This window comes from Geminicoccus roseus DSM 18922 (assembly GCF_000427665.1).
In the GTDB taxonomy this organism is placed as follows: Bacteria; Pseudomonadota; Alphaproteobacteria; order Geminicoccales; family Geminicoccaceae; genus Geminicoccus; species Geminicoccus roseus.
This window is the reverse complement of the sequence record NZ_KE386572.1, coordinates 4,193,526-4,214,040: the sequence shown is the minus strand read 5'-3', so window position 1 is coordinate 4,214,040 and position 20,515 is coordinate 4,193,526. Positions and strand designations below refer to the sequence as shown.

The window sequence follows — 20,515 nt, the reverse complement described above, 5'->3', positions numbered from 1 at the left end:
TCCGCGGCGCCCGGACCCCTGTTCTTGTCGTTCCCGCTGCCGGAAAGCCCGCATGGCCGCCAACTCCCCGACCATCCCCCATGCCCTGCGGGTCGAGCGCGTCGTCAAGGCGTATGGCGCCACGGTGGCGCTGGACGGCATGTCGTTCGAGGTGGCGCCGGGCGAGGTCCACGCGCTCCTGGGCGAGAACGGGGCCGGCAAGTCGACCACGGTGAAGATGCTCTCCGGCCTGGTGCAGCCGGACCAGGGCGGTATCGAGCTGTTCGGCCAGCCGGTGCGGCTGGGCGAGCCCTTGGAGGCGCAGCGCCACGGCGTGCAGACCGCGTACCAGGAGATGACCCTGGTCCGCGACCTGACCGTCGCCGAGAACATGCTGCTGCCGCACGCCCCCACCGGCCTGCTGGGCCAGCTGCGCCGCCGCGAGGGCGAGCGCCGGGTCGTCCGGCACCTGGCCGCGCTCGGCCTGGACTTCATCGACCCGCGCGCGGAGATCCGCGACCTGGACCTGCCGGTCCGCCAGAAGATCGAGATCGCCCGCGCGGTGTTCCGCAAGCCGCGCATCCTCCTGCTGGACGAGCCGACCTCCAGCCTGTCCGGGCGCGACATCGACTGGCTGGGCGAGCTGATCCGGCGGGTGACCCAGGAGGGCGTCACCGTGGTGTTCATCTCGCACCGGATGCCGGAGGTCCGCCTGTTCTGCGACCGGCTGACCGTGCTGCGCAACGGCAAGGAAGTCGGCACCGCCACCGTGGATGCGATCACCGACGACGAGGTGGTGCGGATGATCATCGGCCGCTCGCTGGCGGCAACCTTTCCGCCCAAGGCCCCGCCGCGCGCCCGGAACGGCGTCACCCCTTTCCTGGAGGCACGCGACCTTTCGGTCGGCAGCCGCCTGAAGGGGGCAAGCTTCGCGCTGCATCCGGGCGAGATCCTGGGCATCGCAGGGCTGCAGGGCATGGGCCAGCAGCAGCTGTTTTTGTCCTGCTTCGGCATGGCGCCGCCCTCGGCCGGGCAGATCCTGATCGATGGCCGCGAGGTCACCCTGGCCTCGCCGCAGGACGCGATCCGCGCCAATATCGGCATCAGCCTGGTGCCGGAGGACCGCAAGACCGAGGGCCTGTTCCTGAAAATGGACGGGCGCAGCAACGTGGCGCTGCCGGTGATCGAGCGCTTCACCAAGGGCGGGCTGATCGACGGCAAGGCCGAGACCGACGCGGTGGCCAGGGTGTTCCGCCAGGTCGAGGTCGATCCCCGCGCGCTCTATACCCCGGCCGGCGCCTTTTCCGGCGGCAACCAGCAGAAGATCGCGATCGGCAAGTGGCTGCTGGCCGGCAGCCGCACGCTGTTGATGTTCGACCCCACCCGCGGCGTCGACATCGGCACCAAGCACCAGCTCTATCTCCTGATGCGCGCGTTCGCCGATGCCGGCGGCGCGGTCCTGTTCTACTCGACCGAGATCGCCGAACTGGTGAACCTGTGCGACCGGGTCCTGGTCATGTATGGCGGCCGGATCGTTTCCGAGCTCGCCGGTGAAGCGATCGAGGAGGAAGCGATCATGCGCAGCGCCCTTGGCGAGCAGCGGGGAGCGGCGGCATGAGCGCGTCCCTTTCAATGGGCCAGCCCGCCCGTCCCGCCCGCCACCGGCCGCGCTGGGCCCTCACCCTGGCGCGCGGGCGCGGCCTGCTCGTCGCGGTCGCCGTGTTCGTGGCGCTGTTCATGGTGGTGGCGGCGATCACGCCGGGCCCGTTCAGCTATTTCGAGCTGAGCTTCATGTCGTCCGGCGGCGCCACTTTGGCGCTGGCGGCGATGGGCCAGACCTTCGTGATCCTGAGCGGCGGCTTCGATCTCTCGGCAGGCGCGGTGATCTCGCTGGTCAACGTGGTGCTGGCCACCTGGATGGGACCCAGCATCGGCTCGCAGGTCACCATGGCCCTGGCGGCGCTGGCGATCGGCGGGCTGGTCGGCGCCTTCAACGGCTTTTTCGTGGCGTTCGTGCGCCTGCAGCCGATCGTGGTCACCCTGTCCTCGATGTTCATCGTCCAGGGCATCACGCTGTTGATCATGGACAAGCCGGGCGGGATGACCCCGCCGGAATTCTCCATGTTCCTGACCGGCGACGCGATGCCGGAGCTTTTGCCGGCGCCGATCGTGATCCTGGCGGTGGCGCTGCTGATCTGGTTCCTGATCAAGAACTCGCGCTTCGGCACCGGCATCTATGCGGTCGGCAGCGACGAGGAATCCGCCCGCGCCGCCGGCATGTCGACCCGGGCGATCAAGTTCTGGACCTACACCCTGGCGGGCCTGTTCTACGGGGCGGCGGGCGCCTTCGTCACCGCGCAGACCGGCTCGGCCGACCCGCTGATCGGCCGGCCGATGCTGCTCCAGGTGTTCACCGCCGTGGTGCTGGGCGGGACCATGCTGGGAGGAGGGCGCGGCGGGGCGGTGGGCTCGCTGGTCGGCGCCTACATCCTGATGATCGTGGTCAACATCCTGCTCGTGCTCAATGTCTCGGCCTACTACAGCTCGGTGGTCGAGGGCGCGATCCTGATCCTGGCGGTGCTGGTGGGATCGTTGAACAGGCACTCGCCGATCGCCGAGTACCTGCGCCTGGGCGTCTTGAAGCTGCGGGCCTGGCGGGCCGGCACCCTGGCGGCGGCGCACCCCTCCGCCCCGTTCACGCCGAAGCTTTCGGCGCCTGCCGCCAAGGCCGGGCTGGTCCGGCCGTCCTGGCTGGAGCGGCACCGCCACACCTTGCGCTTCGTGCTGCCGGCGTTCGCCGGGGCCGCGATCGTGCTGCTGGCGACCCACCTGATCTACGGCAACACGCTGACCAACCCCTCCTACTTCAACTCGCTGCTGGTGCTCTCCTCCTTCCTGGCGATCCTGGCGCTGGGTCAGGGCGCGGCGATCCTGACCGGCGGGCTCGACCTGTCGCTGCCCTGGATGATCGGCCTGATCGGCATCGTCACCGCCGACCTGATCAGCGGCTCGGATATGAGCGCGCTCTGGGTGGTGCCGTTCGGCCTGCTCCTGGGCATCGGGCTGGGCGCCCTGAACGGGGCCGGGATCGTGTTCCTGGGCCTGCCGCCGATCGTGATGACGCTGGCGATGAACGGCATCCTGCAGGGAGCCGCCCTGGTCTACAGCGACGGCACACCCGCCGGCTTCGCCTCGCCGACCCAGCGCTGGCTGATGACCGGCAGCTTCCTTGGCGTCACCCCGGTGATCTGGCTGCTGGTGCTGTTCGTGGCGGTGGCCCTCCTGCTGCTCAACCGCACCGCGTTCGGCCGGCGGGTCTATGCGGTCGGCAACAGCCCGACCGTGGCCAAGCTGTCCGGGGTCGGCGTCGGCGGGACGCTGATCGGCACCTATGCGCTTTCCGGCTTCTGCGCGGCGCTGGTCGGCATCCTCCTGTCCGGCTTTTCCGGCCAGGCCAGCCTCGGCATGGGCGACGAGTACCTGCTGCCCTCGATCGCGGCGGTGGTGGTGGGCGGCACGCTGATCACCGGCGGGCGCGGCCATTATGCCGGGATGCTGGGCGGCGTCCTGCTGCTCACCGCGCTGGCCACGCTCTTGGCCGGCACGACCCTGCCGAGCGCGGTGCGCGACATCATCCTGGGCCTCGTGGTGCTGGCGGCGGTGCTGGCGCTGCGCGAGCGCCACGCTTGAGAAGGACAACGAACCGATGGCGGAACTGATGGCAGAAGGACGCCGGGTCCTGGTGACGGCGGGGGCGTCGGGCATCGGCCGGGCGATCGTCGACACGCTGGCCGAAGCCGGCGCCCGGATCCATGTCTGCGACGTGGACGAGGCGGCACTGGCCGCCCTGCGCCAGGCCCGGCCGGAGGTCGGCACGAGTGTCGCCGACGTGTCCGACGAGGGCCAGGTCGACCGAATGTTCGACGAGGTGCAGGCGACGCTCGGCGGGCTGGACGTGCTGGTCAACAATGCCGGGATCGCCGGGCCCACCGGCGGGATCGAGACGCTGAGCCTGGCCGACTGGCGGCGCTGCCTGGACATCGACCTGACCGGCCAGTTCCTGTGCGCCCGGCGGGCGGTGCCGATGCTGCGCGACGCGGGCGGCGGGGCGATGATCAACATGTCCTCGGCCGCCGGCAAGTTCGGCTACGCGTTCCGCACGCCCTATGCCGCGGCCAAATGGGGGGTGATCGGCCTGACCCAGAGCCTCGCCAAGGAGCTGGGCCCGGACAACATCACCGTGAACGCGGTGCTGCCGGGCATCGTCGAGGGGCCGCGCATGGAGGGCGTGATTCGGGCGCGCGCCCAGCAGGTGGGCGTCCCTTATGAGGAGATGGAGCGGCAGTATTTGAGCCGGGTCTCGCTGCGCCGGATGGTCAGCCCCAACGACGTGGCTTCCATGGTGCTGTTCCTGGTCTCGCCGCAGGGCCGCAACATCTCCGGCCAGTCGCTGAGCGTCGACGGCAATGTCGAAGCCTTGTGAGGATCGGATTCCATGCTGCGCATCGAACTGCTGACCGAGGCCCGCGACGAGCTGGGCGAAGGTCCTCTTTGGGACGTCCGGGAGCAGCGCCTCTACTGGATCGACAGCCACGGCAAGGCGATCCATCGCTGCGATGCGGCGGGCGGCGACCTGAAGAGCTGGAGCGTGCCCGAGCATATCGGCTCGATGTGCCTGCGCGAGGGCGGGGGCGCGGTGGTTTCCCTGCGCACCGGCTTCCACTTCCTGGACTTCGATGATGGCGCGGTGCGGCCCATCGCCGATCCCGAGGCCGGCATTCGCCGCACCCGGATGAACGACGGCAAGGTCGACCGGCAGGGACGGTTCGTGGCCGGCGCCATGGATTACGAGGAGCGCGAGCCGCTGGCCGGCCTGTACCGGCTGGACACCGACCTGAGCGTGACCAGGCTGGAGGGCGACATCATCGTCAGCAACGGGCCGTGCTGGAGCCCGGACGGGACGATCTTCTATTTCGCCGACAGCTGGACCCGGAAGATCTGGGCCTATGACTACGACATCGCGACCGGCGACCTCTTGAGCCGGCGGCTGTTCGCTGATTTCGAGGGCCATCTGAGGGGCTACCCGGACGGGGCCACGGTGGACGCGGAAGGCTTCGTGTGGAGCGCGGAGGTCTATGGCGGGCGGCTGGTGCGCTTTGCCCCGGACGGCACCATCGACCGGCTGGTCGGCATGCCGGTCGACAGCATCACCAGCATGTCGTTCGGCGGGCCGGAGCTGGACATCCTCTACGTCACCTCGATGGCGCGGCCGTTCGGGGGACGCCGGCGCCAGGAGCGCGAGGCGGGCGGGCTGTTCGCGGTGCATGGCCTGGGCGTTCGCGGCCTGCCGGAGGCGCGGTTCAAGGGCTAGGCCGGCGGGCCGGGAACAGAAGACAGAATTGGGGAAGGACGAGCAGATGCGCATCGAGGTTCTGGTCGACGTCAAGACCACGCTCGGCGAAGGCCCGCTTTGGGACATGGACGAGCAGCGCCTGTACTGGATCGACAGCTTCGACGGCCGGGTGTTCCGCTGCACCGAGGACGGGCGGGAGGTGCGGGCCTGGGACGTGCCGCAGAAGATCGGCTCGATGTGCCTGCGCAAGAAGGGCGGCGCCATCGTCTCCCTGCAGCGCGGCTGGCACTCCCTCGACTTCCAGAGCGGCGAGGTCGAGCTGATCCACGACCCGGAGCCGGACCGGCCGAACAACCGGATCAACGACGGCAAGGTCGACCGGCAGGGACGGTTCGTGGCGGGCTCGATGGACACCATGGAGGAAGGCCCCAACGGTGCGCTCTACCGGATGGACCCGGACCTGTCGGTGACGAAGCTGGAGGGCGGGATCATCGTCAGCAACGGGCCGTGCTGGAGCCCGGACGGCAAGACCTTCTACTTCACCGACACCTGGTCGGGCGAGATCTCGGCCTATGACTACGACACCGCAACCGGGGCCATCGCCAACAAGCGCACGTTTGCGAAGATGCAGTGGGAGGGCGGCGCGTTCGACGGGGCCACGGTGGACGAAGAGGGCTGCGTTTGGAGCTCGATCGTCTATGCCGGCAAGCTGGTGCGCTTCGCCCCGGACGGCAGCGTCGACCGGGTGATCGAGATGCCGGTCAAGAAGGTGACCAGCGTGATGTTCGGCGGGCCGAAGCTGGACGTGCTCTACGTGACCTCGATGGCCAAGCCGCCGCTGCCGCGTTTCCCCGACGACCCGGCGCCGCGCGGCTCGCTGTTCGCGATCCATGATCTCGGCGTGCGCGGTGTGCCGGAGGCGCGCTTCGCCGGCTGAATGCCGGGCGGCCAGGCTGAACCCGCCTGGCCGCCCTTCCCCGTCAGTTCTTCTGCTCGCCGACCGTGTCGGCCATCCGGGCACCGCGCTGGCCGCGCGGCTGCTCCGGCCCCTCGGTGGTGTCCTCGGCGGTCTGGTGCTCCATCTCGGCGTTCACCTCCGCGCCCAGCAGGACGATGAACGAGGACAGCCAGAACCACATCAGGAGGATGATCACGGCCCCCAGCGAGCCGTAGGTCTCGTTGTAGCTGCCGAAATTGCGCACATAGATCGAAAAGGCGATCGAGCCGACGATCCAGAGCACGGTGGCCAGCACCGCGCCCCAGCTCACCCAGCGCCAGCGCGGCTCGTCGCGGCTGGGCGCGTAGCGGTAGAGGATCGCCAGCACCGCCATGATCACCACGAACAGGATCGGCCAGCGCGCCAGCGAGACGACCGTCGCGATGGTGCCACCCAAGCCCAGCCCGGCGACCACGGCCGGAAGGACCGCGATCAGGCCCAGCGCCAGCACCATCACCAGCACCACGCCGACGGTGAGCGCCAGGGCGATGGCGTTCAGCTTGATGAAGCCGCGCTTTTCTTCCTCGTCATAGATGATGTTGAGGCCCTCGATGACGGCCTTCACGCCCTTGGACGCGCTGTAGAGCGTGAACAGGAGGCCGCCCAGCGCGGCGAAGCTGGCGCCGCCGGTGTTGGAGGCGACCTTGGTGACCTGGTCCTCGAGGATCCGCCCCGCTTCCGGCGGCAGGGCCGAGGTGACCTGGGAGATCTGCGACTGGATCTGCTGCGGGTCGGCCATCAGGCCCCAGATGCCGACCAGAGCGGCGATGGCGGGAAAGATGGCCAGCAGGCCATAGAAGGCCACGCCCGCCGCGATCATCGAGACATGGTCGTCGCCGATCTCGTTCTTGACCCGCCAGAGGATGTCCCACCAGCCTTTCTTGGAGATCTCGCCGGGCGAGCGCGCCCGGCGTCCGCGGCCACGGGCGAGGCCGGTGCCCGGGCTCCGTCCGGGATCGGCCGCTGCTGTGCTGTTCATGACCCAAGATTCCCCGTGCGGAAGGGTGCAGGCCGCGCCGGGCGCGGCATCCATGGGGGCTCAACAGGCGGTTGCGGCAATGGTGCCCTCAAAGGACGGAGGATCGGGCCTGTCCGCGTCCATGCGAATGGCGGTGGTGCAGGTCCGGGCAGTGCGGGTGCTTGTGGCGGATCGGCGCGTGGACAGGGTCGTGCTCGTGGCGCTCGGCCAGGTGCAACCACAGGCCCAGCCCCATCAGCAGGCCGGTGGCCAGGAGGCGGATGGTCAGCGGCTCGTCGAGCAGCACCATGGCGAGGAGCGGGCCGATGAACGGAGCGAGCGAGAAACAGGCGCCGGTGCGCGCGGTGCTAAGATGGCGCAGGCCCAGCACGAACAGGACCAAGCTGGCGCCGTAGCCGAGGAAGCCCGCCACGCCGACCGCCGCGAGCGTGCCTGGCTTGGAGGCGGCCCTGCCCTGCCAGGACAGGATCAGCGCGCCGGCCGGAATCGCGGCGGCCCCGAGCAGCAGGCGGCGGCGGCGTTGCTGCGGGCCAGGCCGAACATCAGCAGAAGCGGCCCGGCGATCCAGCCCGGCGTCGGCAATCGAGCCGGCCCGCCGGCATCCAGGGGACGACCGTGCCCAGCAGCAGCCTGGCCAGCGGCGTGCCGGCGCCGAACAGGAGGGCGGAATGAAGGAGCAGGACGATGCCGAGACCCGCCACGGGGGAAGCCCCAGGCGGAGAGGGCCCGCCTAGTCGCGCTTTTCCAGGACCTCGTCCAGCCAGTCGGTGCGCATCTCCGGGACCGAGCGGAGCAGCTTGCCGGTATAGTCGTGGAAGGGCGGGGCCATCACGTCCGACTTGCTGCCGCTGTCGACCACCCTGCCCCGCTGCATCACCACCACCTCGTGCGCGATGGCGCGCACCGTGGCGAGGTCGTGGGTGATGAACAGGTAGGACAGGCCGATCTCCTCCTGGAGCTTGAGCAGGAGCTTCAGGATCTCGTCGGCGACCAGCGGGTCCAGGGCGGAGGTGACCTCGTCGCAGATGATCAGCTCCGGCTCGGCGGCCAGCGCCCGGGCGATGCAGATCCGCTGCTTCTGCCCGCCGGACAATTCGCCCGGGAAGCGGTCGGCGAAGTCGGCCGGCAGCTCGATGGTGGCGAGCAGCTCCTCGACCCGGCGGCGCATCTCCTTGCCGGTGATCCCGGCATAGAAGGTCAGCGGCCGGCCGATGATCTCCAGAACGGTCTGGCGCGGGTTCACCGCCACGTCGGGCATCTGGTAGATCAGCTGCAGGCGGCGGCGCTGCTCCTTGCTGCGGCCGGCGAGGTCGGCGGACAGCTTCTCGCCCTGGAACAGGACCTCGCCCTTGGCGGCGGGCAGGAGGCCGGTGACCACCCGTGCCAGCGTGCTCTTGCCGCTGCCGCTCTCGCCCACCACCGCCACGGTGGCGCCGCGCTCCACCAGCACCGAGACGTCGAACAGGACCTTCTGCCGGCCATAGGCGGCATCGACGCTGCGCACCTCCAGCACCGGCGCATGGGCGTGGGCGGCGAGCGTCTGGGTCTCGGCGCGGCGCACGCTGACCAGGGCCTTGGTGTAGTCCTGGCGCGGCTCCTCCAGGACCTGGGCGGTGTCGCCGAGCTCCACCGCCTTGCCGTGGCGCAGCACCAGGATCCGGTCGGCGACCTGGGCGACCACCGCCAGGTCGTGGGTCACGTAGAGCGCCGCGGTGCCCTCGTCGCGGATCGCGGTGCGCATGGCCGCCAGCACCTCGATCTGGGTGGTGACGTCCAAAGCCGTGGTCGGCTCGTCGAACACCACCAGGTCGGGCTTCGCGATCAGCGCCATCACGGTCATGGCGCGCTGGAGCTGGCCGCCGGAGACCTGGTGGGGGTAGCGCTGGCCGAAGATCTCCGGCTCGGGCAGGCCCAGCTTGGCGAACAGCTCCACCGCGCGCTGCTCGGCCTCCTCGCGCGGGCCGAGACCATGGCGCTGGTGGACCTCGCAGATCTGGTCGATCAGCCGGTGCGCCGGGTTGAACGAGGCGGCGGCGCTCTGGGCGACATAGGCGACCTTCTGGCCGCGGATCCGCATCAGCACGTCCTCGGACGCGCCGATCAGCTCCTGGCCGTCCAGCCGGACGCTGCCGCCGGCGAAATGGCAGCCCGGGCGGACATAGCCCAGCGCCGCCAGGCCGATGGTGGACTTGCCGGCCCCGGATTCGCCGATCAGGCCCAGCACCTGGCCGCGATCCACCGACAGCGACACGCCCTTGACGATCTGGACGGTCTGCCCGTCCAGATCGGCCCCGTCGATGCGCAGATCAGTCATTTCCAGCAGCATGACGGTCAGCCCCGACGTGAGCGGCGAGAAGCCTGGTCGAGCATGAAGTCGACCACGAGATTCACCGAGATGGTGAGCAGCGCGATGCAGGCGGCCGGCAGGAGCGGTGCGGGCAGGCCGAACGCGATCGCCTGGGCGTTGTCCTTGACCATCCCGCCCCAGTCGGCGGCGGGCGGCTGGATGCCCAGGCCCAAAAACGACAGGGCGCTGATCAGGAGGAAGGAGAAGCAAAAACGCACGCCGAACTCGGCCAGCAGCATCGGCAGGGCGTTGGGCAGGATCTCCTTGCGGGCGATCCAGACCATTCCCTCGCCGCGCAGCCTGGCCGCCTCGACGAACTCCAGCACGTTCAGGTCGACCGCCACCGCACGGGCCAGGCGGAACACCCGGGTCCCGTCGATGAAGGCCAGGGTGGCGATCAGCACCGGGATCGAGCTGCCCATCACCGAGAGCACCAAGAGCGCCAGGATCAGCGCCGGGAACGACATGAAAACGTCGACGATGCGCGACGCCGCCTGGTCGATCCAGCCGCCGGCGATCGCCGCCAGGAAGCCGCAGATGGCCCCCAGCCCGAACGAGATCACGGTGATGATCAGCGCAAGACCGATGGAGCGCTGGGCGCCATAGAGCAGCCGGCTCAGCATGTCCCGGCCGAGCGTGTCGGTGCCGAGCGGGTAGCCCTCGGCGCCGATCGGCTGCCAGACGTCGCCCACCGCCGCTGCCTCCGGATGGGGGGCAAGCCAGGGGCCGAACAGGGCCAGAAAGGCGAACAGGGCCACCAGGACGAGGCCCAGACGGGTGATCCACGGCATCCGCCGCCACAGCGCGCCCATCAGCGTGGGTGCCGCAGGCGCGGGTTGGCGAGGATCGAGACGATGTCGGCCAGCATGTTCAGCCCGACATAGGTGATCGCGAACACGATGGCGCAGGCCTGGATCAGGGGAATGTCGCGCTTGGCGACGGCATCGACCATGAGCTGGCCCATTCCGGGATACACGAACACCACCTCCACCAGGATCACGCCGACCACCAGGAAGGCCAGGTTCAGCACCACCACGTTGGCGATCGGCCCGATCGCGTTGGGCAGCGCGTGGCGGAAGATGATCGCCTTGCGCGGGGTGCCCTTCAGCTCGGACATCTCGACGTAAGGGGCGGCCAGGACCTGGACGATCGCCGCCCGGGTCATCCGCATCATGTGGCCGGTGGTGACCATGGTCAGGGTCAGGGCCGGCAGTGCGATCGCCCAAAGGCGGTCGCCGAACCCGGCGCTGGGCGAGATCCGCGAGATCGCCGGAAACCAGCCGAGCTGCACCGCGAAGATGTAGACCAGCAGGTAGCCGATGAAGAATTCCGGCATAGAGATCGCGGCCAGCGTGGCGGCGGACGCGCTCTTGTCGAAGGTGCGGTCGCGCCACAAAGCCGAGAGCAGGCCCAGGGTGATCGCCAGCGGCACGGCGATCACCGCGGCGACGCTGGCCAGGAACAGGGTGGCGCCGAGCCTGGGCGCCAGCACCGTGCTGATCGGCCGGCCGGACGCCAGGGAGTTGCCGAGGTCGCCGGTGAGCACGCCGCTGAACCAGCGCCAGTAGCGGACGATCGCCGGATCGCCCAGATGCAGCTTGGCGCGGATCGCGGCCACCGCCTCGGGCGTGGCGCTCTGGCCGAGGATCACCTCGGCCAGGTCGCCCGGCAGGAGCTCGGTGCCGGCGAACACCAGCACCGAGACGGCAAACAGCGTCAGCAGCCCCAGCAGCAGCCGCTTGCCGATCAGGCGGACCAGATCAGGCATCGAGCCAGACACGCTCCGGGGCCCGCATGCCGCACAGGCCGTATTGCGGGCTGAGCTCGAAGTTCTTCACCTGCTCGGTGGAGGCGTCGACGAAGTCGTTGAACATCGGGATCAGCGCGCCGCCATCGTCGCGGATCATCGTCTGGAGCTGGGTGTACATTTCCTGGCGCTTGGCGGTGTCCAACTCGGCGCGAGCCTCGATCAGGATCTTGTCGAAGTCCGGGCGGCGCCAGAACGTGTCGTTCCAGGCGGCGTCCGACTTGTAGGCCACCGACAGCATCAGGTCCGCGGTCGGTCGGCCGCCCCAGTAGGACAGGCAGAACGGCTTCTTCATCCAGACATCGTTCCAGTAGCCGTCGGACGGCTCGCGGACAATCTCGATGTTGATGCCGGCAGCGCTGGCGTGCTGCTGGAAGAGCACGGCGGTGTCGACCGCGCCGGCGAACGCGGCGTCGGAGGTCGAGAGCGGGAGCGCCTCGCCGCCATAGCCGGCCTTCTTGAGGTGGAACTTGGCCTTGTCCGGATCGTAGGTCCGCTGTTCCAGGCTGGACGCGAAGAACGGGTCGCCCGAGGGGACCGGATGGTCGTTGCCGATCTTGCCCAGGCCGCGCAGGACCTTGTCGACGATGTCCTCGCGGTTGGCGGCGTGTTTCAGCGCCAGCCGGAGGTCGACATTGTCGAAAGGTGCCGTGTCGCAGCGCATCAGCAGCGGGTAATGGCCGCCGCCGGCGGCCTGGTGGATGACGATGCCGGGGACCCGGCCCATCAGCTCGACCGTCTTCGGGTCGACCCGCTCCATGATGTTGATCTGGCCGGTCTGCAGCGCCGCGGTACGCGCGGCCGGGTCGGAGATGGCGACCAGTTCCACCGTGGCGGCGTGGGCGCGGCCTTCCTTCCAGTAGTTCTCGTTGCGCTCGCCGAACACCCGCACGCCCGGGTCGAACTCGGTGATCTTGTAGCCGCCGGTCCCGTTGCCCGAGGTGACGTCGCCGTCCTTGGGCATCATGATCATGTGGTAGTCGGTCAGGAGGTAGGGCAGGTCGGCGTTGCCCGAATCCAGCTCGATGATCACCGCGTGCTTGCCGTCCGCCTTGATGTCGACGACCTGCTTCATGTAGCCGGACGCGCCGGACTCGCTGTTCTCGCCGCGGTGCAGGTTGAGCGACCAGACCACGTCCTCGGCATCCAGCTCCTTGCCGTCATGGAAGGTCACGCCCTTGCGGATGTTGAACTTCCAGGTCTTGGCGTCCGCCGACGGCTCCCAGCTCTCGGCCAGCTCCGGCACAGCCGAGCCGTCGGTGCCGTACTCGACCAGGCAGTTGCCCCACATGAAGCTGGAGCAGGTGTGGATCGAGGCGGTGGAGGGCAGCGGGCTCAGCGTGTCGGTGGTGGCGCCGCCGGTGATCCCGATCATCAGGTCGCCGCCCTTTTTGGGCGTCTCCTGGGCGCGCGCCAGGCCCGGCAGCATGGCGCCGATCGCGGCGCCGGCCCCCAGCATCGCCGCGAGCTTGCCGAGGCTGCGCCGGTCCAGGCCACCCTGTCTGAGCAGGTGGTCGTAGCTGTCGATTCGGCTCATTCTCTTCTCTCCTACGGGCGCTGGTCGCGGTGTCGGTCGGTCGGTCGATAGATGGTCAGCTGATGGTGCGATACTCCGGCTGTTCCCGGTCGAGCATCGCCAGCAGCGCCGCGAAATGGCGGTCGTGCAGGCCGGGCGCGCCGTCCCAGCTGGCCTGCGTCGACCGGATCACGTCCTCGGTCAGCAGCTTCAGCTTCTGGCCGCGCGATTCCGCCAGGACCTGCAGTTCGGCGGCGCGCTCCAGGTAATAGAGCCAGGAAAAGGCCTGCCCGATGGTCGGCCCGGTGACGATCGGCCCATGGCTGGCGAGCAGCGCCACCGGGCGCCCGCCCATGGCCGAGGCGATCCGGTCGCCTTCCTGGGCATGGTCGCCCATGCCGTTATAGTGCTCGTCGTAGCCGATCCGGTCGTGGAACAGGCAGTAGGTCTGGCTGATCGGCAAGAGGCGGCCGCCCTCGCAGCAGGCGATCGCGGTGGTGTGCGGCATGTGGGTGTGCAGCACCGCGCGGGCCTCGGCATAGCGGCGGTGCACGGCGCGGTGGATGTGGAAGGCGGTGGGCTCGACCTCGCCTTCCCCGGCCAGGATGTTGCCCTCGCCGTCGATCAGCAGAACGTCGCCGGCGGTAAGCATCGACCAGTGCTTGCCATAGCCGTTGATCAGGAAGCGGTCCTGATCGAGGGCGTAGCTGAAATGGTTGTCGATCGCCTCGTTGAATCCGAACCGCGCCGCAAGTCGCAGCGCCCCTGCCAATTCGATCCGCCGCTGGCTGACCTCCGCCGCGTCGGAGAAATGGGCCAGATTCGCTGGTTGGGCGGTCATTCGGTTCACCTGCTTGTTCCCTGCCGGGGGAACTTACGACATTTCAACGCCGCCGCAATTGAGTAGCGGACGCCGGGCGTCGCTCAGAGGAAATTGTACGGCTACAAACGAGGGTTCACGATCGCCGCCTGGCTCGGCATCGCGGAGTGCCGCGCCTGCCTTGGACTGCCGTTACGCGGACCTCCTTTGGGTGTACGATCTTCGGACGAAGCAGGAGATGATGCCGTGCCAGCCGTCGAGGCCAAGCGGCGTCTCGCCGTTGTCTGGGCCGCAGACGCCGCGGGATATAGCCGCCTGATGGGCGAGGACGAGGAGGCGACGCTCGCGACGCTCGCCAGCCACCAGGAGGTCATCGGGGGCCTGGTCGCAGAGCATGAAGGTCGGATCTTCAGCGTGGCGGGCGACGGCATCATGGCGGTGTTCGCCAGCCCGGTCATGGCGGTCCGCGCCGCGGTCGCGGTGCAGCGTGCGCTGGGGCGGCGCAATGCCGACCTGCCGGAGCCCCGGCGCCTGGTCTTCCGCATCGGCGTGACCCTGGGTGACGTGATCGCGCGGGGCGAGGACCTGTACGGCGACAGCGTCAACATCACGGCACGGCTGCAGGCGCTGGCCGAGCCCGGCCAGATCTACATCTCCGTCAGCGTCCATGAGCAGATCGCCGGCAGGCTCGGCTTTCCCTGCCAGTTCGCCGGCGAGCGAGCGGTCAAGAACATTGGACGGCCGGTGCAGGTCTTCCGCGTGGACTGGAGCCTGCAGGCGCCGCTCCCGATCGGCCGATTGCGCGGCGGCGACCTGCCGCTGCCCGACAAGCCATCGATCGCGGTGCTGCCGTTCGCGAACATCAGCGGCGATCCCGACCAGGATTACTTCGCCGATGGGCTGACCGCGGACCTGATCACCGCGCTCGCGAAGTTCCGCTGGTTCTTCGTGATCGCCCAGGGCTCCAGCTTCGGCTACCGGGGAAGATCGGTGTCGATCCAGCAGGTCGCCCGCGAGATGGGGGTCCGCTACGTCCTGGAAGGCAGCACCCGCCGTTCGGGCGGCACGGTCCGCATGACCGCCCAGCTGGTCGAGGCCCTGACCGGACGCCACCTCTGGGCCGAGCGCTACGACCGCGACCTCGCCGACCTGTTCGCCGTCCAGGACGAGATCGTAGCCCAGGTCATCGGCGCCATCGAGCCGGCGCTCCTGAAGGCCGAGACGGCGCGCGCGCATGGCATGACTCCGGCGCACCTGACCGCCTGGGACCTGATCTTCCGCGGCATGTGGCACTTCCATCAGATCAACCGGGACGACTACCAGCGCGCCCGCGAGCATTTTCGTGCAGCCGTCGAGGCGGCTCCGGCCCTGGCGGAAAGCCATACCTGGCTCGGACGGTGCTGCGCCGGGATCATCCTGCTCGGCTGGAGCGACCATCGCGCCGCCGATATCGCCGAGGGCTGGCAGGCAGCGCAGCAGGCAACGCGCCTCGCCGAGGCAGACCCCTATGCGCATTATGCCGTCGGCATCATGAGCATCGCGATGGGACAGGCGGCGCGGGCGATCGCGTCGGCGCAGCGTGCGATCGACCTGAGCCCGAACTTCGCCCTGGGCTTCATGCTCCTCGGCATGGCGCGCCTCCGGGCGGATCGGGCGCATCTTGCGATCGAACCCTTGCAGCGTGGCCTGCGCCTGAGCCCGAACGACCCCCATGCCTCCATCTGGCTACCCTTCCTGGCGATCGCCAACTTCGTGCAGGGCGATTTCCAGGAGGCGGCGCATTGGGCCGCCGACGCGGTGGCCAAGGGACGTGGATGCCTTCTGGGCCAGGCTGTCCTCGCTTGCAGCCTCGCAGCGCTGGATCGCCGCGACGAGGCCGGCGAAGCGCTTGCCGAGTTGCAGCGGTCCGGCGGAGCCGCCACGGACGATGCGGCTCGCCTGCTCCAAGGGTTCGCGCACCCGAACATCGCCAGCCACGTGCTGCGCGCGCTGCAGGACCTCGGTCCGCGGACCTAGCCGACCGACAACAGCTCAGGCCGGCACCAGCGCCACCGAGCGCTCGTCGAAGGTCACCCAGGCCCGCTCGCCCGGCGGGATGATCCGGTCGGCCACCGGCACGGTGGCGAACAGCTGGCCCATCCGGCCTTCCAGCTCGTATTCCAGGTGGCTGCCCAGATAGATGGCGTGGCGCACCGTCATCTGGTTGCCGCCGGGCTCCTGGCCGGGATGGACCCGGATCGCGTGGGGGCGGATCGCCAGGGTGCAGGCGCCGGGCTTGAGGCCGCGGGCCGGCAGGTCCAGGGTCGAGGCGCCCAGGCGCACCGCGGCGCGCTCGCCGTCGCTGGCGGTGATCTCGGCGGGCAGGAGGTTGGCGTCGCCGATGAAGTCGGCCACGAAGCGCGACGCCGGCTCCTCGTAGAGCTGGCGGGGGGTGCCGGTCTGGGCGATCACCGCCTGGTTCATCACGATGATCCGGTCGGAGACCGCCAGGGCCTCCTCCTGGTCGTGGGTGACGTAGATCGAGGTGATGCCTAAGCGCTTCTGCAGGTCGCGCAGCTCCTCGCGCACCCGGCGGCGCAGCTTGGTGTCGAGGTTGGAAAGCGGCTCGTCGAACAGGAGCACCTGCGGCACCAGCACGATGGCGCGGGCCACCGCGACCCGCTGCTGCTGGCCGCCGGAGAGCTCGGCCGGCAGCCGGTCGCCATAGCCGGCCAGGCCCACCGTCTCCAAAGCCTGCTCGGCGCGCTCGCGCACTTCCGCTTTCGGCCGCCCCGACACCGACAGGCCGTAGCCGACATTCTCGCGCACGGTCATGTGCGGGAACAAGGCGTAGGACTGGAACACCATCGCCACGTCGCGGGCGGTGGCGGGCAGATGGGTGACGTCCTGGCCGCCGATCAGGATCCGCCCCGACGTCGCCAGCTCCAGCCCGGCGATCATCCGCAAGGTGGTGGTCTTGCCGCAGCCGGACGGGCCCAGCAGGGTGACCAGGGTGCCGGCCTCCACGGCGAAGTCGATGCCGCGCACGGCCACGACCTCGCCATACGCCTTGGTGACGTTCTCGAAACGGACGCTGGCGGTGCTCAAGATGCTGCTCCCACGGGGGCTGCCACCGGCCCGGCGCGGCGGCGGCCCAACCGCCGCTCGCCGACCAGGAGCTGGAAGATGCCGATCACGACCAGCATCACCAGGATCAGGACCGAGGCGTAGGCGACGGCCACGCCGTACTCGCCGTTCTCGACCCGGCCCAGGATGTAGGTGGTCGCCATCTCGTACTGGGCGGAGACCAGGAACACGACCGCGCTGATCGCGGTCATCGCCCGGACGAAGCTGTAGACCAGGGCTGCCAGGATGGCGGGGCGCAGGAGCGGCAGGATGATCCGGCGCATGGTGGTGAAGCTCGACGCGCGCAGGGTCAGCGACGCCTCGTCCAGGCTCTTGTCGAGCTGGCTCATCGACGCGATCCCGGCGCGCACGCCGACCGGCATGTTCCGGAACACGAAGGAGATCACCAGGATGATCCCGGTGCCGGTGATCTCGATCGGCGGGACGTTGAACGCCAGGATGTAGGCGATGCCGATCACCGTGCCGGGGATGGCGAAGCTCAGCATGGTGCCGAACTCGAAGCTGCGCTTCATGCCGAAATCCTGGCGCACCAGCAGCCAGCCGGTGAGCAGGCCGATGATGGCGGTGGGCACCGAAGCGATCAGGGCGATCGCGATCGTGGTGCCGAAGCTGTTCCAGGCGGTGCCGGACCAGACCAGGCCGTGCTCGCCGGTGGTGACGCCGAACGCGGCCACCATGTGGCGCAGGGTCGGGGTGTAGTCGCGGCCCCAGAACTCCACCAGGCCGCCCATCAGGATCAGGGCGTAGAGCATGATGGTGAGCGCCGCCCAGGGCATGGTGACCGCGTAGAGGGTCCAGCGCAGCGGCGGCACCAGCTGCAGCGGCACGCCGCCGTCGCCCTTGCCGGTCACGGTGGTGTAGTTGCGCCGGCCGAGCCAGCGCTGCTGCGCCCAGAACGCCAGCAGGGTGAAGCCCAGCAGCACCAGGGCCATCACTGCGGCGCGGCCGGGATCGTGCTGGGCGCCCACCATCGCGAAGAAGATCTCGGTGGAGAGCACGTCGAAATTGCCGCTCAGCACCAAGGGGTTGCCGAAATCGGCCAGGCTCTCGATGAAGCCCAGGAGGAAGGCGTTGGCCAGGCCTGGGCGCATCAGCGGCAGGGACACGGTCTTGAAGGTGGTCCAGCCGTCGGCGCGCAGGGTCTGGGCCGCCTCCTCCATGGACGGGCTCACCCCTTCCACCACCCCGATCAGGACCAGGAAGGCGATCGGGGTGAAGGCCAGGGTCTGGGCGAACCAGACGCCCGGCAGGCCGTAGATCCAGCGGCCGGGCGCGATGCCGAACAGGTCGGACACGAACTGGGTGATGGTGCCGTTGCGGCCGAACAGGAGGATGATCGCCAGGCCGATCACGAACGGCGGGGTGATGATCGGCAGCACGGTGAGCACGCGCAGCGAGCGCTTGAACGGGAAGGCGGTGCGGGTGGCGATCAGGGCGAAGGCCAGGCCCAGCAGCGTGGTGGACAGGCCGGTCAGCACCGCCAGCAGGAAGGAGTTCCAGGCGACCCCGCAGCGCAGCTCAGAATAAATGCAGGCGACGCCCCAGATCCGCGCATCGGAGAACTGGGCGACGAAGAAGGCCGGGGCGAAGGCGCCCTCGCTGTCCTGCAGGGCGCCGACCAGCACCATGCCGACCGGCAGGAACACGAACAGCGCCACCACCGCCACCACCAGCCCGATCGAGCCGGCGACGAACCGGTCGCCCTTCACGGCACCCCGCGCGGCCAGGCCGTTGGTCAGGGTGAACAGGAAGCTCAACGCGACCAGGACCGCCCCTGCCCCGACCCCGTACTGCCGGGAGCGCTCCGGGACGAGCGGCGCCAGCCAGTCGGCCGGGCCGCGATGGGTGACGGCCATGCCCTGCACCGCCAGCCAGACCAGCCCCAGCACGCCGGCCAGGATCAGCCAGTCCGCCCGGCGCCGCGGGGTGGCGCCGGGGGAGAGTGCCAGGAGCGGCAGGACCAGCGGGACGACGAGCGGCAGGAGCCAGATCCGGCCGTGCCACAGGGCCTGGACCAGCGCCGGGGCATAGTCCCGGTCGGCCAGGAAGCCGGCGTTCAGCCAGTCCAGGGCGAAGAAGCCGTCATCCTGGGCGTACCAGGGAAGCAGCAGGAAGCCGCACCAGCCGACCAGCAGCCAACCGATGAGCGTCGTGTCGTGGCGCGACTTCATGCGGTCGCCTCAGCGCGGCAGCGCGCTGACTTCCTCGTCCCACTTCTTCAAGAGCCGGCCGCGCTCGTCCGAGCTGCCATACTTGGCGAAATCATAGTCGATCAGCTTGATGTCGGACAGCTTCGGGCTTTCCGGGGGCGGCTCGGCGTTCTTGTTGGAGGGCACCTGGTAGGACTTGGCCTCGCGCGCCTTCTCCTGGACGTCCGCGCGCAGCGCGAAGTCGTAGAACTGCTCGGCCTCCTCCATGTTGCGCGCACCGGCGATGATGCTCATCGAGCCGATCTCGTAGCCGGTGCCCTCGCAGGGGCTGACCACCGCGATCGGCGCGCCGGTGGCCTTCATGGTCACCGCATCGTGCTGAAACACGATGCCGACCATGGTCTCGCCCTGCGCTGCCGCCTTGATCGGCGCGGAGCCGGACTTGGTGTACTGGTTGATGTTGGCGTGCAGCTTCTTGAGGTAGTCGAAGCCCTCGTCCTCGCCCATCAGCTGCACGAAGGTGGCGAGCGCGGTGTAGGCGGTGCCGGAGCTGTTCGGGTTGGCCATCTGGACCTCGCCCTTGAACTCGGGCTTGATCAGGTCGGCCCAGCATTTCGGCGCTTCCAGGCCCTTCTCGGCCAGGAGCTCGGTGTTGTAGCCGAAGCCCAGCGCGCCGGCGTAGATGCCGACGGTGCGGCCGCCCGACGCCTCGTACTGGCTGAGCGCCCAGTCGTGCAGCTCGTCGTTGAGCGGCGACTGGTAGGCCTCGGTCAGCCCTTCCTCGGCCGCCTGCAGGTGCGGGTCGCCGGTGCCGCCCCACCAGACGTCGCCCTTGGGGTTGTCGGCCTCGCTCTTCACCTGGGCATAAGTCTCGCCCGAGCTCTTGCGGGTCATGGCGACGTCGATGCCGGTCTCCTTCTCGAACTCCGTCGTCATGAGCTGGCACCAGTTCTCATCAACGACGCAGTAGAGCGTGAGCTTGCCGGCAGCCTCGGCCGGTGTTGCCGCGGCGGCCATCAACGCCACCGCACCGGCACCCAACAGCAGATTGGTGCGCATCATCGCCTCCCCTGGCCGCGGTCCGGACAGCACCGGCCGCTTGGTTCTCCGTGGGGATGACAGTTTCGTGACAGAGCAGCCGCGTCAACCCTGGAGGGACCGGAAAGGCGGCGGCCGGAGGCTCAGACCGGGCCGCGATCGCGCTCGGCGGCGACCTTCTCGGCGGCGATCAGCTCCGGCGCCTTGGCCGGCGGGTGGGCGGGCGCCACCGGCTGGTCGACCTCGTCGTCGTCCTTCATGTTGCGCTTGAACGCCTTGATCCCCTGGGCGACGTCGCTGGCGGCCTTGGGCAGCTTGCCCACGCCGAAGATCAGCACGACGATCGCGAGGACGATCAACAGCTGCCACACCCCGATGCTCACGATCCGCTTCCTCCGCTGAC

General features: G+C 69.3%; 18 protein-coding genes. 6 read left to right on the top strand and 12 right to left on the bottom strand.

Annotation, left to right across the window (positions count from 1 at the left end; all coding sequences use genetic code 11):
- Nucleotides 1-52 precede the first annotated feature (52 nt).
- The 5 genes from GEMRO_RS0120910 to GEMRO_RS0120890 are packed head-to-tail and all read left to right on the top strand — an operon-like array spanning nucleotide 53 to nucleotide 6,269.
- Nucleotides 53-1,597 (top strand): sugar ABC transporter ATP-binding protein, encoded by a 1,545-nt coding sequence (locus tag GEMRO_RS0120910; protein ID WP_027135564.1) that lies wholly within the window; start codon nucleotides 53-55, stop codon nucleotides 1,595-1,597.
- Nucleotides 1,594-3,669: an ABC transporter permease gene (locus GEMRO_RS0120905; RefSeq protein WP_027135563.1), complete on the top strand. Its 2,076-nt coding sequence runs from the start codon at nucleotides 1,594-1,596 to the stop codon at nucleotides 3,667-3,669. Before GEMRO_RS0120910 ends, GEMRO_RS0120905 begins: the two co-directional genes overlap by 4 nt.
- 16 nt (nucleotides 3,670-3,685) lie before the next feature.
- Nucleotides 3,686-4,462, top strand: a complete 777-nt coding sequence (locus tag GEMRO_RS0120900; RefSeq protein WP_027135562.1) for an SDR family oxidoreductase — start codon at nucleotides 3,686-3,688, stop codon at nucleotides 4,460-4,462.
- Between the two features lie 15 nt (nucleotides 4,463-4,477).
- Entirely contained in the window at nucleotides 4,478-5,350 is an 873-nt protein-coding gene (locus tag GEMRO_RS0120895; RefSeq protein WP_027135561.1) for an SMP-30/gluconolactonase/LRE family protein, read from the top strand.
- Nucleotides 5,351-5,396: 46 nt separating this feature from the next.
- Entirely contained in the window at nucleotides 5,397-6,269 is an 873-nt protein-coding gene (locus GEMRO_RS0120890; protein WP_027135560.1) for an SMP-30/gluconolactonase/LRE family protein, read from the top strand.
- Nucleotides 6,270-6,312: 43 nt separating this feature from the next.
- Here the strand turns inward: GEMRO_RS0120890 and GEMRO_RS30960 are convergent, their stop codons facing one another.
- From GEMRO_RS30960 to GEMRO_RS0120850, 8 genes are all read right to left on the bottom strand, one after another.
- A complete protein-coding gene (locus GEMRO_RS30960; RefSeq protein ID WP_051329669.1) occupies nucleotides 6,313-7,308 on the bottom strand; it encodes a YihY/virulence factor BrkB family protein in 996 nt (331 codons plus the stop codon).
- Between the two features lie 88 nt (nucleotides 7,309-7,396).
- Entirely contained in the window at nucleotides 7,397-7,774 is a 378-nt protein-coding gene (locus GEMRO_RS36015) for a DMT family transporter (RefSeq protein ID WP_240476831.1), read from the bottom strand.
- Between the two features lie 76 nt (nucleotides 7,775-7,850).
- A complete protein-coding gene (locus tag GEMRO_RS36010; RefSeq protein ID WP_169728421.1) occupies nucleotides 7,851-8,009 on the bottom strand; it encodes a hypothetical protein in 159 nt (52 codons plus the stop codon).
- A 29-nt stretch (nucleotides 8,010-8,038) separates the two neighbouring features.
- Complete coding sequence (locus GEMRO_RS0120870; RefSeq protein ID WP_035485753.1) at nucleotides 8,039-9,634, bottom strand: ABC transporter ATP-binding protein; 1,596 nt, start codon at nucleotides 9,632-9,634, stop codon at nucleotides 8,039-8,041.
- Nucleotides 9,635-9,639: 5 nt separating this feature from the next.
- Nucleotides 9,640-10,467: an ABC transporter permease gene (locus tag GEMRO_RS0120865; protein WP_035485752.1), complete on the bottom strand. Its 828-nt coding sequence runs from the start codon at nucleotides 10,465-10,467 to the stop codon at nucleotides 9,640-9,642.
- Nucleotides 10,467-11,423 carry an ABC transporter permease gene (locus tag GEMRO_RS0120860; RefSeq protein ID WP_205625043.1) on the bottom strand — a complete coding sequence of 319 codons (957 nt, stop codon included), beginning with the start codon at nucleotides 11,421-11,423 and terminating at the stop codon, nucleotides 10,467-10,469. Before GEMRO_RS0120860 ends, GEMRO_RS0120865 begins: the two co-directional genes overlap by 1 nt.
- The gene (locus GEMRO_RS30950; protein ID WP_035485750.1) at nucleotides 11,416-12,999 is read right to left on the bottom strand and encodes an ABC transporter substrate-binding protein; all 1,584 of its coding nucleotides are present in this window, start codon (nucleotides 12,997-12,999) and stop codon (nucleotides 11,416-11,418) included. Before GEMRO_RS30950 ends, GEMRO_RS0120860 begins: the two co-directional genes overlap by 8 nt.
- 55 nt (nucleotides 13,000-13,054) lie before the next feature.
- Nucleotides 13,055-13,819 (bottom strand): class II aldolase/adducin family protein, encoded by a 765-nt coding sequence (locus GEMRO_RS0120850; RefSeq protein ID WP_035485747.1) that lies wholly within the window; start codon nucleotides 13,817-13,819, stop codon nucleotides 13,055-13,057.
- A gap of 225 nt (nucleotides 13,820-14,044) precedes the next feature.
- Here GEMRO_RS0120850 and GEMRO_RS30945 point away from each other — a divergent pair, with 225 nt between their 5' ends.
- Nucleotides 14,045-15,814: an adenylate/guanylate cyclase domain-containing protein gene (locus tag GEMRO_RS30945; RefSeq protein ID WP_276202837.1), complete on the top strand. Its 1,770-nt coding sequence runs from the start codon at nucleotides 14,045-14,047 to the stop codon at nucleotides 15,812-15,814.
- A 15-nt stretch (nucleotides 15,815-15,829) separates the two neighbouring features.
- Here the strand turns inward: GEMRO_RS30945 and GEMRO_RS0120840 are convergent, their stop codons facing one another.
- From GEMRO_RS0120840 to tatA, 4 genes are all read right to left on the bottom strand, one after another.
- Nucleotides 15,830-16,888 carry an ABC transporter ATP-binding protein gene (locus GEMRO_RS0120840; protein ID WP_027135554.1) on the bottom strand — a complete coding sequence of 353 codons (1,059 nt, stop codon included), beginning with the start codon at nucleotides 16,886-16,888 and terminating at the stop codon, nucleotides 15,830-15,832.
- On the bottom strand, nucleotides 16,882-19,095 hold the full coding sequence (locus tag GEMRO_RS30940; protein WP_035485744.1) for an ABC transporter permease: 2,214 nt from the start codon (nucleotides 19,093-19,095) through the stop codon (nucleotides 16,882-16,884). The genes GEMRO_RS0120840 and GEMRO_RS30940 overlap by 7 nt, the downstream gene beginning before the upstream one ends.
- A 9-nt stretch (nucleotides 19,096-19,104) precedes the next feature.
- Nucleotides 19,105-20,136 carry an ABC transporter substrate-binding protein gene (locus GEMRO_RS0120830; RefSeq protein WP_027135553.1) on the bottom strand — a complete coding sequence of 344 codons (1,032 nt, stop codon included), beginning with the start codon at nucleotides 20,134-20,136 and terminating at the stop codon, nucleotides 19,105-19,107.
- Nucleotides 20,137-20,255: 119 nt separating this feature from the next.
- Nucleotides 20,256-20,495: a twin-arginine translocase TatA/TatE family subunit gene (gene tatA, locus GEMRO_RS30935; protein ID WP_051329305.1), complete on the bottom strand. Its 240-nt coding sequence runs from the start codon at nucleotides 20,493-20,495 to the stop codon at nucleotides 20,256-20,258.
- Between the last annotated feature and the right edge of the window lie 20 nt (nucleotides 20,496-20,515).

Coding starts and splice junctions, on each gene's coding strand:
- GEMRO_RS0120910 (WP_027135564.1), top strand. CDS start 53: ATGGCCGCCAACTCCCCGACCATCCCCCATGCCCTGCGGGTCGAGCGC.
- GEMRO_RS0120905 (WP_027135563.1), top strand. CDS start 1,594: ATGAGCGCGTCCCTTTCAATGGGCCAGCCCGCCCGTCCCGCCCGCCAC.
- GEMRO_RS0120900 (WP_027135562.1), top strand. CDS start 3,686: ATGGCGGAACTGATGGCAGAAGGACGCCGGGTCCTGGTGACGGCGGGG.
- GEMRO_RS0120890 (WP_027135560.1), top strand. CDS start 5,397: ATGCGCATCGAGGTTCTGGTCGACGTCAAGACCACGCTCGGCGAAGGC.
- GEMRO_RS30960 (WP_051329669.1), bottom strand. CDS start 7,308: ATGAACAGCACAGCAGCGGCCGATCCCGGACGGAGCCCGGGCACCGGC.
- GEMRO_RS0120870 (WP_035485753.1), bottom strand. CDS start 9,634: ATGCTGCTGGAAATGACTGATCTGCGCATCGACGGGGCCGATCTGGAC.
- GEMRO_RS0120865 (WP_035485752.1), bottom strand. CDS start 10,467: ATGGGCGCGCTGTGGCGGCGGATGCCGTGGATCACCCGTCTGGGCCTC.
- GEMRO_RS0120860 (WP_205625043.1), bottom strand. CDS start 11,423: ATGCCTGATCTGGTCCGCCTGATCGGCAAGCGGCTGCTGCTGGGGCTG.
- GEMRO_RS30950 (WP_035485750.1), bottom strand. CDS start 12,999: ATGAGCCGAATCGACAGCTACGACCACCTGCTCAGACAGGGTGGCCTG.
- GEMRO_RS0120850 (WP_035485747.1), bottom strand. CDS start 13,819: ATGACCGCCCAACCAGCGAATCTGGCCCATTTCTCCGACGCGGCGGAG.
- GEMRO_RS30940 (WP_035485744.1), bottom strand. CDS start 19,095: ATGAAGTCGCGCCACGACACGACGCTCATCGGTTGGCTGCTGGTCGGC.
- GEMRO_RS0120830 (WP_027135553.1), bottom strand. CDS start 20,136: ATGATGCGCACCAATCTGCTGTTGGGTGCCGGTGCGGTGGCGTTGATG.